Source organism: Verrucomicrobiia bacterium, assembly GCA_019634635.1.
GTDB lineage: Bacteria > Verrucomicrobiota > Verrucomicrobiia > Limisphaerales > UBA9464 > UBA9464.
The window spans coordinates 131,786-145,790 of the sequence record JAHCBB010000012.1 but is presented as its reverse complement, the minus strand read 5'-3'; the positions used below and the strand labels follow the sequence as shown (position 1 = coordinate 145,790).

The 14,005-nt window shown below is 63.5% G+C and carries 8 protein-coding genes; 5 read left to right on the top strand and 3 right to left on the bottom strand.

Features of this window, described 5'->3' with window-relative positions; translation table 11 throughout:
• Positions 1 to 38 precede the first annotated feature (38 nt).
• The 3 genes from KF791_10825 to KF791_10815 form a co-directional block, all read right to left on the bottom strand.
• Entirely contained in the window at positions 39 to 920 is an 882-nt protein-coding gene (locus KF791_10825; GenBank protein ID MBX3733076.1) for a sugar phosphate isomerase/epimerase, read from the bottom strand.
• A 65-nt stretch (positions 921 to 985) separates the two neighbouring features.
• A complete protein-coding gene (locus tag KF791_10820) occupies positions 986 to 1,918 on the bottom strand; it encodes a DUF3106 domain-containing protein (GenBank protein MBX3733075.1) in 933 nt (310 codons plus the stop codon).
• An 11-nt stretch (positions 1,919 to 1,929) separates the two neighbouring features.
• Positions 1,930 to 2,442: a hypothetical protein gene (locus KF791_10815; protein ID MBX3733074.1), complete on the bottom strand. Its 513-nt coding sequence runs from the start codon at positions 2,440 to 2,442 to the stop codon at positions 1,930 to 1,932.
• Positions 2,443 to 2,729: 287 nt separating this feature from the next.
• Here KF791_10815 and KF791_10810 point away from each other — a divergent pair, with 287 nt between their 5' ends.
• From KF791_10810 to KF791_10790, 5 genes are all read left to right on the top strand, one after another.
• On the top strand, positions 2,730 to 3,188 hold the full coding sequence (locus tag KF791_10810) for an Rrf2 family transcriptional regulator (GenBank protein ID MBX3733073.1): 459 nt from the start codon (positions 2,730 to 2,732) through the stop codon (positions 3,186 to 3,188).
• A gap of 469 nt (positions 3,189 to 3,657) precedes the next feature.
• Complete coding sequence (locus KF791_10805; protein ID MBX3733072.1) at positions 3,658 to 4,530, top strand: type II secretion system protein; 873 nt, start codon at positions 3,658 to 3,660, stop codon at positions 4,528 to 4,530.
• Between the two features lie 40 nt (positions 4,531 to 4,570).
• On the top strand, positions 4,571 to 9,787 hold the full coding sequence (locus KF791_10800) for a hypothetical protein (protein MBX3733071.1): 5,217 nt from the start codon (positions 4,571 to 4,573) through the stop codon (positions 9,785 to 9,787).
• Positions 9,788 to 9,830: 43 nt separating this feature from the next.
• Complete coding sequence (locus KF791_10795) at positions 9,831 to 12,434, top strand: PSD1 domain-containing protein (protein MBX3733070.1); 2,604 nt, start codon at positions 9,831 to 9,833, stop codon at positions 12,432 to 12,434.
• 39 nt (positions 12,435 to 12,473) lie between these two features.
• Positions 12,474 to 13,907 carry a DUF1501 domain-containing protein gene (locus KF791_10790; protein ID MBX3733069.1) on the top strand — a complete coding sequence of 478 codons (1,434 nt, stop codon included), beginning with the start codon at positions 12,474 to 12,476 and terminating at the stop codon, positions 13,905 to 13,907.
• Positions 13,908 to 14,005: the final 98 nt, after the last annotated feature.

Sequence of the window (14,005 nt, the reverse complement as noted above, 5' to 3'; positions counted from 1 at the left end):
ACCGTGGCCAATCGTCATCACCGCCCACCGCCCACCGATCACTCGACCGGGTTTGCCGCACTCCAGCCCCGGACAAAGCCGACGCACTGTGCGACGTCGGGCACGGAGTGGTCCCAGTTGAACTCGTACTCGATGCTGATGTTGCCCTCGAAGTTCTGGTGCCGCAGTTCGGACAGGACCGCCGCCATGTCGGTGCCCCCCGTGCCGAAGGGGACGTCGTGCTGGCCGGGACCCAGCTTCAGGCGCTCCTTGGCGTGCAGGGACACCACCCGTCCGGACAGGATCCGGAGCCCGTCCACCGCCGGAATTCCGCTGGTCTGCCAGTGTCCGATGTCCGCACAGGCGCCAATCCTTGGATCCCGGTTCTTCACCAGATCCATCACCCATTGGGGATCCCACAGCGTGTAGGACGGATTGTTCGGTTGACGGGCATGGTTGTGGAACGCCACGCGGATGTCGTATTCGCGGACGAGCGGTTCAAACGTGTCCATGGCATCGGTGGATTCCGTCGTGATCGCGTACAACCCCAGCGCCTTCGCGAAGTCGAACACCTTCCGGGCGCCGGCTTCATCCCGGGGGATGCCCACCACACCGTAGTTGACCGCCCTGATGCCGTGTTTCTGAAGCTTGTCCTTGAGTTGTTGAAGGGCGGCCGGGTCCATGTCATGGCCCACCTTGACTCCGCGGTCGTCCGGGCTCAGTGGCTGTCCGGGGTAGAACTCGATGACCTTCCCGCCCGCCGCCTCGGTCTTCTCGATGGCCTCGAAGGCGGTGAATCGGTTGAACGTGTACGCCTGGCATCCCACGGCGAATCCCCCGATGCGGTATTCGGAGGGAATCGGCGCGGCCGAAAGGGGTCCGGCGAGGAACAGGGCCGCCCACAGGGCGGCACCGCGGGGGAATTTGGCGAGCGAGGTCATGACGATGCGGTGGGTGGGCATTGGATCGAAACCCGATTTCACTGACGAGAAAAGAATCCGGACGATCAGCGACCCGCGGCGCCCTCTGACATCTGGCCGGTCACGCCGCGAGCGGGCGGCATGGGCTGGGGCACGGACCCTGCCACGCGTCCCACGGTGCGACGCCAGGCATCGCGTTCCGACGGCGAAAGCTGCTGCCATCGTTCGGCGCTGACGAGAAAGGCCTCCCGCTGCGCGGGCGCCATCTCCAGGTATCGGCGGAGACCCCGCACCACCTGCTCGCGTTGAGGCTCCGGAAGCTGCTGCAGCTGGACGAGGGTCTGTTCCGCCCGCGACCGATCTCCCGGGGTCATGCGCTTGAGGATCTTTGTCCGTTCGGACCGGTTGAGTGTCAGGAACCGCTGAAGGTCGTCAGGACCCGTGGCTGGGCCTGCTGCGGTGCCACGAGTCCGAAGCGGGGGCGGCATGGCGGCGGTCGCGGCCCCGGTCCGGGTGGCGGTATCGGCACTGCGCAACCGGGTGAGGAGCTCCAAGGTCGGTCGTCCGCCGGGGATCAGTTCCTGACGGCGCGCCTCCGGAAGGGCGTCCCAGGTGCGCAAGCGATCCTCAAAGAGAGCCCGCCACTCGATGGGGACCCCGGCCAGGAGCCGCGCGCGCCCCTCGGCGGGAGCCCGCAACAGGGCGGCAAAGTGAAATTCGATTTCGGCGACGCGCAGACGCCGCTCCCGTTGTTCCCGGGGCAGGGCCTCAAACTCCTGAAGCTTGGTGCGGATCAGGTCGCGGGCCGCCGGGGAACGCGCGGCAAGGAAGGCATCGCGTTCTTCCGGCGTGGCCGCCAGGAGTTCTCGGAAGAGATCGGAGGGCGCCTTGCGCGCGGGCGGAACCGGCGGCGGGGGAACCGGGAGCCGGATCGCCGTGCGTGACGGCGGCTCGGCCGTCCGGACGGCCCCTCCAAACGTCAACGCCAGCACCAAACTCGCAAGCAGGCAGGGGTTCATGGTCCAGGGCTTCAGGGTTCGGCATCGAGCACGGCCAGCAGGTCCACATCTCCGGGTGCGGCGGACGCCTGCAACCACCTCACGGTCTCGAAATCGTCGAGGGATTCCACCCCGGGAAGACCGACCGTTGCCGACAGGGCGGCCAAGCGGCTGGCGAACTCCCGACGTTCCACCTCCTGCTGGCGCCACGTCCAGCCGGCGGCGAGGGCCACCGCTGCGGCCAGTCCCCACGCCCCGGCCGGGCGCCAGCGCCACCAACGCCAGGCTGCAGGTGGGCGGTGCCGATCCCCGCTCTCCTCACGGGCGATTCGGGTTTCAATCCGGGCGAGAAAATTGGAGGACACCGTGGCCGCCGGCAGCGCGTCCAGCGCCTGGTTCAACGCGAGGTCTTCGTTCAGGCGTGCCCGGGCCATGGGATCTCCGGCAGTCCGCTGGCGCCACCGCGCCAGTGCTTCCCCGGTCAGCCGGCGGGACGCAACCGCATCCAGCCAATCGGGCGTTTCAGAAGGCTCCTGCGTCGCCATGGCAATGGATCACCGAATCCGGGTGAAAGTTTCATCGGAGCACACGCCCGGTGCTTTCGTGCCCGGCGCTCGCGTTGGGGGTCGGGAAGCCGTGTGCAAACATCGGTCTGGCTGACCAAGGATTCGGCGGCGATTCGGATCGCCCCAACAAGAAGTGGGGCCGGCGATCTGCAAGAAATCGCCGACCGTCTCATCGCTGCGGAAGCAGCGGACAGCGCCCCTGGGTGAGTTCCGGAATGGCGTTTCGGTGCTGCGTTTTGGCGGTCGGACGCCTAGCATTTCCGCAGATGCTGTCGCAAAAAGCCAAGTACGGGATTCGGGCCATGCTCCACCTCGCGAAGCACGGTCAGGGCAAGTCTGTGTTGATTCGAGACATTGCCGAAAAAGAAAAGCTGCCGCGCAAATTCCTTGAAATCATACTCTTGGAACTCAAGGGAGCCGGGATCCTGCACAGCCGTCCGGGCAAGGGAGGGGGATACACCCTCAATCGGGCACCGGGCACGATTCCCCTCAGTCGGATCATTCGGTTGATTGACGGCCCTCTCGCGATGGTTTCCTGCGTCAGCCATACCGGGTACGCACCATGCCGGGACTGCCTCGACGAGCGAACCTGCGGGATCCGGGCCGTGATGAAGAAGGTCCGCGACGCGACGGCCCAAATCCTCGACGAGACCACCCTGGGAGACCTGCTGGAGCAGGAACGGCAGCTTGAGCAGAGGATGGTCGGCCTCGATTTCCACATTTGAGCTCGACGGCATCCCCGGTCTGAACGGAAGCCGGTGCCCATGGCAACGGCGGACATCGCGCGGATCCCTTGAAACTCGAATCAAAAATTCCTTCAAAAATCTATTGCACTAGTAGGCAAATAGTTTTTAAATGTCCCCGTTGAAGGTTCCACCCGCCGCCGGGAGAAGTTCGAAACAGTGTTGCCCGCTCTGACCGGAGTTCCGGAAGTGTCGGACGTGCAAGGTCACTGAAACATGAGCAATTTTCGGGGAAGCAAACGCCCCAGGTCGCAGCGGGAAATCTTCACTTTCCCGAGAAGGTTCAGCGGAGAAGTAAATGTGAGGTGGATGTTGCCATTTCGCGCTGATGATTCCTGCCTTCATCGCTGAATCCGTGAAATCCACCGAACCTTGAGGATCCCTCGCCCAACGGGGCGGCAACCCGGCTGAACACCGCCGAAACCATTCCAAAAACCGCAAAAGTCAGAAAATGTCTACCTTACCAATAGAAAAAGAAGTTAATATCGAAAACGTCCCGAATCGTCTTGATGGACGGATCGGAAGCCGGCCTCGTGGATTCACCCTGATCGAACTGCTGGTGGTCATCGCCATCATTGCGATTCTTGCAGGGATGTTGTTGCCGGGCCTTGCGAAGGCCAAGGAAAAGGCAAATGCCGCGGCCTGCCTCTCGAATCTTCGGCAGTGGGGCATCGAGTGGGCAATCTACTCCGCCGACAACCGGGACAAGCTGCCCTCCGGAATTGTGGACGGAGGCTGGGCGCGTGGTGCCTGGTTCAATGCGCTTCAGCGCCAGGTGGGTGCCCGCAAGCAATTGCTGACCTGCCCGGTGGCGGTGAAGCCGCGTCCTCTGCCCAACGGAGGCCGGGGCTCCGAGGCCTATGGGGGTATCCGGTACAGCTACGAGATGGGTATCGCCGAGTTTTCCGCGGAGGAGCGGGCGAGCTACGGCGCCAATTTATGGATGTACAATGCGGAGGATGACATCCAAGGCCGGCTTCGGGAGTGGCATTGGGGCTCGTTCAACGTTTCGGGGGACACGACCCAGATTCCGCTGATGGGTGACAGTATGTGGCGCGGTGGCGGACCGCATTACGCCAGCCGGATCGCCTACAGCCCCTCGGACCGGCCGGGCGAGTACAGCAACACCGAGGGTTATGCCAGCTACGAGATGCAGCACTTTACGCTGCCGCGGCACAACCGTCGGACCCAGTTCGCCTTCTTCGACGGTTCTGCACGCAACGTCCGCCTCCGCCAGTTGTGGGAACTGAAGTGGCATCGGGAATGGGACACCGAAGCGTATAAGACACAGGTCAACTTCCCGGCGTGGCTGCGCGCCAATTAACGCGTCATCCTCAACTTCGAATTCCCCATTCGCACCCTTTATGAAAATCCCTGCTGCCCGTCTCTTGCCGGTGCTCGCCGCGGCGACGGTCCTCCTGACCGGCACTGCACTGCGCGCCGGCTCCGTTGGCCGTCTCTATTATGACAATCTGTCGTCCAGCTCCTCCCTCAACAGTGTCCGCATCGGCCTCGCGTCGCTGACCAATGCGGCTCGATTCCCGGACGATCCCTCGTTTCGCGAGCAACTGGACGACTTCACCTCGCTTCCGGGCGTTCCGCTGCGCGCGGGGCTTCAGGGGAAGGACAACTCGGGCAATGACTACGGTTCCTGGATTCGGGGTTACATCGAGGCCCCGGCCACCGGGGCCTACATCTTCGGAATCGCCAGTGACGACAATGGCGCTCTATTCCTGAGCACCGACCACACCCTGGGCAATTTGCGCCAGATCGCCTTTGAATCGGATTCGGGCGGGTCCCTGTTCGGTGGTCCGCGCCTCAATGAGCGGAATTCCGCCCCGATCAACCTCGTTCGCGGGCGGAAGTATTATTTCGAAGTGCTGCACAAACAGGGGGGCGGGGGCGCGTTTATCCAGGTTGGATGGCAGCGCCCGGACGGCATCCAGGAGATCATTCCGGCGCTCCACCTTTCTCAATATCCCATTGACCCCTTCCTCGGACGCTTCGAGACCAATCAGCCGCCGATATTCAACGGAAGTGGTTTCAACCAGGGATCGCTTCCGGCGGCGGAAACAGTTGACGAAGGAGCCGAGTTGCTGCTGGCGCTGGATGTGATCGCCGCCCAGCCGGTGACTTACGAATGGACCCGGGACGGCCTGCCGATCGAGGATGAGGATCTGTCGTTTCTGCGGGTGGCCCGCGTACCGGCCTCGTGGAACGGGTCCAGGATCCGGGGCAGGGCGATCAATGCCTTTGGCCGGGCCGAGACGATCGAGACCGTGCTGACCGTCACGCCGGACACGGAGGCACCGGTGGTCCTTTCCGCGGAAACAGGAGGCAATCCCAACACCCTTCGAATCACATTCAGTGAGCCGGTGGATCCCCTCCGCGCGGCGTCCGTGTCCAATTACGAAGTCCGGCCCGCTGGTGGAGCGGCGCTCCCGATTGCCGCCGCCACACTCTCGGCGGACGAGGCGTCGGTGCTGCTCTCGGGGACGTTCAATTTCGTTCCGGGGACGGGCTACTCAGTCACGATCCGCAACCAGCGTGATCAGGCGACGGTACCCAACGATCTGGCCCCCAATCCCCTGGTGGTGCCGTTCACCTTCAGTGCCCCAACAGGGACCACCTACACATTCAACAACGGGCGTCCTTCTGGATTCCGCTTCTCGGGTGTTGCCGACGTGGTCGCCTCCGGAAGCCATGACGGCAGCGGGTTCCTCCAGCTCACGGACGCATTTCGCAATCGCAACGGCGCCGTGCTGATCACCGAACGTCGCAACGTGGACCAGGTGCGGGTGCGCTTCAAAGCGCGCATCTCCGATGGGGCCTCCACAACGGGACTGGACGAACCGGGCGACGGCTTCAGCATCAATCTGGCGGGAGATCTCCCCTTGGGAACCCTTCCGGCTCCCGAGGAGGGTTTCGTGCCGTTCGCTCCCGGCAGCCGGTTCAGTGTCACCTTCGACACGCACTCCGACGGTTCTGCAGATCCTGTGGCTTTTGGTGTTGTGCTGAACAGCCAGATTTTGACGAACGTGCTGGCGGGATCCAACGGTATCCCGCCGATCACCAGCGAGGACGGGCGGTGGGTGGACGTGGATGTGGACCTGCGCCGCAATGGTCAACTCACGATCCGCTGGGATGGTGTGACCGTTCTGGATCGCTTTCAGACGCCATTCGAGGCGATTCCAAACGCCCAGCTCGGGTTTGCCGCACGCACCCGCACCTGGTTCCAGACCCATTGGATTGATGATCTGAATGTGAACTATTCCGAGGGCGACTTCGGCGATGTGGGTCTTGCGCCGGAAAGCGTCATCGGCGGCGCGTTCGTTGAAGGTTCCGAGGTGCGACTTTCCGCGCAGCCGACCGGGGCGGGTCCGTTCTCCTACCAGTGGCGGCGCGACAGCCTGCCGATTGCAGGGGCCACCAACCGGGTGCTGCGCTTTCCGGCGACGCTAGATTCCGGCGGCCGGTTCTCGGTTGTGGTCCGCAATGATTTCAGCGAATTGGCCAGCCCGGAGGCCGATGTGGTGATTCAGCCCGATCGAACACCGCCGCAACTGGTGTCGGTGCGTGGCGTGGCGGGCGGTGTCAACCGCGTGATCCTCACCTTCGATGAGCCCCTCGATCCCGTCACCGCCACGGATACAGCCGTGTACAGTTCGCCCCTCTTCCGGGTGCTTTCCGCAACGCTGGGCTCCGACGGGCGCTCGGTCATCCTTGAAACCACCCCTCAGCGGTCGGGCATCACGTATCCGTTGAGCCTTATTGGACTGCGGGACGTCTCCTCGGCCGGAAATACCCTCACGGAAAGTACAAGCGTTCCATCGACGATCACTTATCGGGATGAAGTCCTCGGCGACGATCCGGTTCGCTACTTCCGATTCGAGGAAACCGTGGGAACGGTTGCGGGCACAGAGTTGGCCTCGGGGGATCAGGTCAATACCAACGGGACCTACGTCAACCTCCCCATCTTGGGCGTCCCGAGCCTGGTGCCTTCCGCTCGTGGCGAATACGCCACGCGGTTCGTGGCCGCGAATACCAATTACGTGGCTGTGCCCAATGGCGGGGACATCAACGATTTCCGGGGTCCCTGGGCACAGCGGACCATTGAATTCTGGTTCCAGGCCGACCGCGTGCCGGCCCCGGGATTGACCGGACTTGCTGCGACCGCCGGCCTCTATGAGGAGGGCGGAAACCTCCGGAGCATCCACGTGCACCTGTGGCGCGATCCGGACAACCAGAACCCGAACGAGTCGACGCTTGTATTTCACGCGTTTAACGACACCTCTGACGGTCCGGGCGCACCGTTCGGTCTTCGGGGGGCGGATCCCATCTATGTGACCCACACGATCCGGACCGGCGAGGTCTACCACGTGGTGGCTGTGTTCGATGGCCGCACCGACAGTTTTGAGGGCGAGCTGCGATTGTACGTGAACAACGTTCTGGTCGGTCGCGCGGGGGGCATCGGACAGATCTACAACCACAACGGCGACATCCGAATTGGCAGCGGCAATGCACGGATCTTCCTGAACCTTAACGGTACGTTCGGATCGTTCGACGGTACCATTGACGAGCTGTCCATCTACAATTCGGTGCTCAGCGAGGCGCGCATTGCCGATCGCTATCGCGCCGGAACCGGTGAGAGCCTTTCCGTGGAAAGCCCGCCGACCCTGCTGGTCGGAAGCGAGACCCGGGGAAACCCTGATCAGCTGCGTCTGCTCTTCAACCAGCCGGTCAGTGCTGAGACCGCGGAGGACCTCGCGAACTACACCCTGCAACGGGTCGGCGGCGGGTCGCTCGCGGTGGCTTCTGCGGAGCTTCTGGAGGACCTGGTCACCGTCCGCCTCCAGGGCGCGTTCGGGTTCCAACCCGGGGCCGACTATGAGATCTCGGTCCGCGGGGTGGCCGACATTCTGGCTGCGGACAACGTCATCGCCCCAACAAACCGGGTCTTCACCTTCACATCCGCCGGTCCCGCCGGCCTTTCTCCTGCGAGCGATCTGGCGGCCCGGCAGGTCGTCGAGAATGGAGTCGCACGGTTCACGGCCGTGGCGACCGGCGAGCCTCCGTTTCAGTATCAGTGGTTCTACAACGGTGCGCCGATTCCAAACCGGACCGCGCCGGTGCTTGAGTTCCCCGCAACCCTCGGTGCAGCCGGCTCGTATTCGGTGACGGTCTCCAACGAATTCAGCAGCGTCAGCAGCCCGGCCGCGGTGCTGACGGTCCTTCCGGACGTCGAAGCCCCCCGGATTGTCCGTGCCATTGGAATCGCCGGCACGCTCAACGAGATCCGGTTGTCCTTCAGTGAACCGTTGCGGACGCAACCGGCGGGCAGCGTGGCCGCATACTCCATCCCGGGCCTGACGGTCACCTCGGCGGTGGTGTCGAACGATGGCCTCCACGTGACGTTGAAGACTTCGCCGCAGGTGCATGGCCAGCGCTACGCGGTGACGGTCAACGGGTTGCTGGATCGCGCCGAGACGCCCAACGTGCTGAACGCCACGACGTCCATCGTGTCCGCGATCCGGTACCGGGAGGAGTTGCTGTCCGAGAATGCCGTCCGGTACTGGACGTTCGACGAGTCCTCCGGATCGGAATTCTTCACCCTCATCTCACGCCTGGACCAGACACCGGCCAGTCTGATCGGCGACATCGCGAACGGACCGGTTCTCGGCGTGCCGGGGTTGGTCACCAACCAGGCGGGGAATACCGCCGTCCGGTTTGATCAATCCACGGACAACATCATTCTGGTCCCCAACGGGCGCGATTTGAATGCGATCCTGGGGCCCTGGCCCAAGCGGACGCATGTATTCTCCTTCCAGGCAAACCGGCTGCCGCGCCTGCAGGGAACCAACGCGGAGGCGCCGGCGATTTTCGGCCACGGGCGCATCGGATTCTACCTGTATGGCACCCAGGATGATCCCGAGCCCACGGAGGCGCTGTTGGTCTTCCATGCGCACAACAATGCCAGCGATGGACCCGGATCGCCCTGGGGCGGTACCACCGGTAATCCGGAGACCGCCAAGTACGTCGCCGCGCCGGTCCGATCCGGGGAAACCTACCACGTGGTGGGCATTCTGGATGGGGATCCGAACGGGTTCACCGGCCAGCTTCGGTTGTATGTGAACGGGGTGTCTGCTGGTTTCGTCGGCGGCATCGGACAGCTCTACCGGCATCCCAATAACCAGCCAACGTTCGGACAGGCCGGCTTCCTGCGGCACGACGGCATCAACGTTTCCATCGTCCCGCCCATCAATCCGCCGACGTTGCCCGGCGATGTGTTCGACGGGGTGATTGACGAGTTCGCCATCCTGAACCAGTCCCTCAGCGCGGAGCGGGTGGCCCAGCTCCATGCCTTTGCCCAGACGCCGCCGGCCGAGGGTGCCGCGGGTCCATCGGAGTTCACCGAGGTCCGGATCGAAAACGGAAGCTTGATTCTGACATGGGACGGCGCAGGACGCCTGGAGCGGGCGGACGGACTGGGGCTCGACTTCCTCCCGGTTCCCGGCGCCACCAGTCCCTATCAGGAACCTGTGACGGAACCAGAACAACGGTTCTTCCGGCTGATCCCTTGAGTCCTGGAGTCCCAAGAATTCCTTCAACCTCCGCCCCATTCCCATGAAAAACGCTCCATCCAATCAGTCCCGGAATCGAAGTTCGATTGCCTTGCTGTCCTTCGCGGCGTTGTCGCTGTCGCTTTCAGCGGCCAAGCCGGGCAAGAACTTCACACCCGAACAGATCGAGTTTTTCGAGAAGAAGATCCGGCCCGTGCTGGTGGACAAATGCTACGAATGTCACTCCGAGGAGAGCGGCAGGATGAAGGGGGACTTCGTGCTGGATTCGCGTGATGGCATCCGGATTGGCGGCGAGCGCGGCCCGGGCATTGTGCCATTCAAGCCGGATGACAGCTTCGTGATCCGTGCGATCCGCCAGGAAGGGCGGCTGGCGATGCCTCCGGAGAAAAGGGGGGGGATGCTGCCGGACGAGGTCATCGCCGACTTCGAGAAGTGGGTGGAGATGGGGGCTCCGGATCCGCGGGACGCCTCCAAGGTGGCCAGTTCGGAGCCGCCCAAACCCGACAAGCCGGTGGATTGGGACAAGGAGCGGGAATTCTGGGCTTTTCAGAAACCCCGGGCCACACCGCCGCCGGCCGTTCGTGAGCGCCGATGGCCGAAGACGGACATTGACCGGTTCGTTCTGGCGAAGCTGGAGGAGAAGGGGCTTCAACCGGTTTCCGATGCGGACCGGCGCACGCTGGTGCGCCGTGTGTACTATGATCTCACCGGGCTGCCGCCCTCGCCGGAGCAGGTGGACGCCTTCGCCAATGACCGGTCAGACGATGCCCTGGAGAAGCTGGTGGACCAGTTGCTGAGCTCGCCGCGCTTTGGCGAGCATTGGGGGCGCGCCTGGCTGGATGTCGCACGGTATGGCGAGTCCACCGGCCTGGACCGGAACTTGAACTATCCCTACGCATGGAAGTACCGGGATTACGTCATAAACGCATTCAATGCGGACAAGCCCTATGACCGGTTCATTCACGAGCAGATCGCCGGTGACCTGCTGCCGGCCGCGGATCAATCCGAGCGCGATCAACTTCTCATTGCCACCGGGTTCCTCGCCATTGGTCCCAAGGGACTGAATGAGACGCGGCCCAAGTATTCCAAGTTTCAGGTCGTGGACGATCAGATTGACGTCACCACCCGCGGATTCCTCGGTCTCACGGTCAGTTGCGCCCGGTGCCATGACCACAAGTTCGATCCCATTCCCACCCGCGACTACCACGCGCTCGCCGGCATCTTCTCCAGCACGGACACCCTTTACGGAACGGTGGGTGGCCGTGGCAATCGGCGTCCGACGCCGCTGCTCGGCCTCGCCGGGAATCCCGACCGGGACGTCCTCAACGGCGGTGGTCCCACACCCAACATGGCGGTCAACACCAATGCCAATTTCAACGGGCGCACCAACGAGTTCGGCGGCCGGCGGGGCGGAACCAACAACCTTGCCGGCAGGCGGGGACCCCGGGGCACGAACGCGGAACCGGTCGAACGGGTGCCGGCGCGCGGACCGTATGCGATGGGTGTCCGGGATCTCGATCCGGTGGAATCGCCGATCTATTTCCGGGGCGACCTTTCCAAGCCCAAGGAGATCACGCCGCGCGGCTTTCTACGCATCGTCGCTCTCCAGGATGCTCCGGCGGTCCCCGAGGACAGCAGCGGCCGGCTGGAATACGCGCAGTGGCTGACGCATCCCGACAATCCTTTGACGGCACGCGTGGCGGTAAACCGCGCATGGCAGCAGCTCTTTGGAGTGGGCATCGTTGAAACGTCTGACAATTTCGGACGGCTGGGCTCCGCACCCACGCATCCGGAGTTGCTCGACTACCTCGCCATCCAATTCGCAACCGTTCAGCAATGGTCCGTGAAGCAGTTGGTGCGATCGCTGGTTCTGACGCGCACCTACCAGCTCAGCTCACAGGCCAGTGCAAAGGCGCTTGAGACCGATCCCGAAAACACGCTGCTTTGGCGCGCCTCACCCCGGCGGCTGAAGGCCGAATCGCTCCGGGATTCGATCCTGGCCGCCAGCGGCCGGCTGGATCTCAATCCGCCGGAGGGGGCCGTCACGGCGGATTTCGGTGACGGCTACTACGGCGTCAACATCTGGCCCACGGATTTCCCCCAGGACTTCCCCAAGCGCAGCGTGTACCTGCCCGTTCCCCGCGATGTGGTGCCCGAAGAGTTGTCGTTGTTCGACTTCCCGAATCCAAACCTGGTCAGTTCCCGGCGGGAGAGCACTACGACTCCGAGCCAGGCGCTCTACCTCATGAACAATCCGTTTGTGCAGTCGGAATCCGTGCACCTCGCCCGTCGCATCCTTGCGACCCAGGGTTCGGATGACAGTCGTGTTCGGGAGGTGTACAAGACCGCGCTCCTGCGCGAGCCGACGCCGCCGGAAATCAAGCGGGCGCAGCAATTCCTCAAGGAGCAGGAGGCCAACTACCTGGGGTCGGACGACCTGAGCAGTCTGACCACCGAGGAGGAGGATGGCTCGCTCACCCTGGAGATTGTATCGGCAGCGGTTCGCCCCAACGGGGCCCCGGCCGAAGTGGTCACGCGCACCTCCAAGGCCGCGGCGATCGAGAAGCCGGGGAACCAACAGGAGGCGGCCTTGTCTCTGTTGGTCCAAGCCCTCTTCGCCACCGCCGAATTCCGATATCTTCGTTGAACCCACCGCCCGCCTTATCGCGGACATCCCCCTGAAACCATGAACACACACTCCCATCCCCGCCGCTGCGACGGCGTTATTCCTGGCGTCTACTCCCGACGCGATCTGCTCAAGAAGCTGACGACCACCGGCTTCGGCTATGCCGCATTTGCCGGGCTGGCCAGTCAGGCGGCTCTGGCCGAGTCCCCGCGGCCTGGGTCCGAGAAAAGCCTGCTGCTTCCTCGCAAGCCCCATTTCACCCCACGCGCCCAGCGGGTGATTTTTCTGGGGATGGAGGGTGCGCCGTCGCACCACGACACCTTCGATTTCAAGCCGAAGCTGATCGAGGATGATGGCAAGCCGGGGCGGGACAACGAGGAGCGATCCATCATCCCCCCCCAGTTCGCCTTCAAGCAGCACGGTCGGAGTGGCGCCTGGGTCTCTGAATTGTTTCCGCACATCGCCTCCAAGGTGGACGAGATCACCTTCCTCAAGGGCATGTGGACCAACGCTCCCGCGCTTCACCCCCAGGCATGGCCCGCGCTCCACACCGGCAGTCCGGTTTTCGTGCGGCCCTCGATGGGATCCTGGGTGTTGTACGGGCTCGGGACGGTGAACCAGAACCTGCCCGGGTTCATCAGCATCAAACCGGCACTCGCCATTGGCGGCGGCCAGCCCTACGAGGCGGCGTTTCTACCCTCGGTGTTCTCTGCAACCCGGATTGGGGATTCGAAGACGCCCATCCAGAAGTGCGACGTCAGCAACATTGTGAATCGTGCGCCGACGGCGAGGAGCCAGCGTGCCCAGCTCGATTTTCTGCAGGCGCAGAACCGTGAATTGCTTGAGGACGGGAGTCTGAACCCGCAGGTCGAGGGCATCATCGAGTCGTATGAACTGGCCTTCAAAATGCAGGCCGAGGTTCCCGACGTCACCGACCTTTCAAAGGAATCTCAGGCGACCTTTGACCTATACGGCATCGGACAGGAGGAGACCGATGACTTCGGGCGCCAGTGCCTGCTGGCGAGGCGGTTTGCCGAGGCGGGGGTGCGATTCATTGAAGTCTGCTACGATGACTGGGATCACCACGGCCAGCTTGTCAGCGGTCTCAAGAAGAGCTGCCGCGCCACGGACCAGCCCATCGCTGCGCTCCTGACCGATTTGAAGCAGCGTGGGCTTCTCGAGGACACCCTGGTGCTTTGGGGCGGCGAGTTTGGGCGGACGGCGGACAGCCCCAAGCCGGACGGTCGCGACCACAACAACAAGGGTTGGACCATGTGGATGGCGGGCGCTGGTGTGAAGCAGGGCTTCACCTACGGGGCGACCGACGACTATGGCATTGACGCGGTGGAGGGTCGCATGGACTACCACGACCTGCACGCCACGCTGCTTTATAGCCTGGGCCTTGATCACGAGAAGCTCACCTATCGGTACGGTGGTCGGGATTTCCGGCTGACTGATGTGTTTGGTGAGGTCCACAAGGACATTTTCGCCTGACCTGCCCCAAACGCATGCCTTTCGGCAGCCATGGATCGTCTGTCGTGTGTGTTCCGTGAGCAACGCTGCCTGTCCCGTCCCGCGCGCCGGATGGCGAC

Coding starts and splice junctions, on each gene's coding strand:
- KF791_10825 (MBX3733076.1), bottom strand. CDS start 920: ATGACCTCGCTCGCCAAATTCCCCCGCGGTGCCGCCCTGTGGGCGGCC.
- KF791_10820 (MBX3733075.1), bottom strand. CDS start 1,918: ATGAACCCCTGCCTGCTTGCGAGTTTGGTGCTGGCGTTGACGTTTGGA.
- KF791_10815 (MBX3733074.1), bottom strand. CDS start 2,442: ATGGCGACGCAGGAGCCTTCTGAAACGCCCGATTGGCTGGATGCGGTT.
- KF791_10810 (MBX3733073.1), top strand. CDS start 2,730: ATGCTGTCGCAAAAAGCCAAGTACGGGATTCGGGCCATGCTCCACCTC.
- KF791_10805 (MBX3733072.1), top strand. CDS start 3,658: ATGTCTACCTTACCAATAGAAAAAGAAGTTAATATCGAAAACGTCCCG.
- KF791_10800 (MBX3733071.1), top strand. CDS start 4,571: ATGAAAATCCCTGCTGCCCGTCTCTTGCCGGTGCTCGCCGCGGCGACG.
- KF791_10795 (MBX3733070.1), top strand. CDS start 9,831: ATGAAAAACGCTCCATCCAATCAGTCCCGGAATCGAAGTTCGATTGCC.
- KF791_10790 (MBX3733069.1), top strand. CDS start 12,474: ATGAACACACACTCCCATCCCCGCCGCTGCGACGGCGTTATTCCTGGC.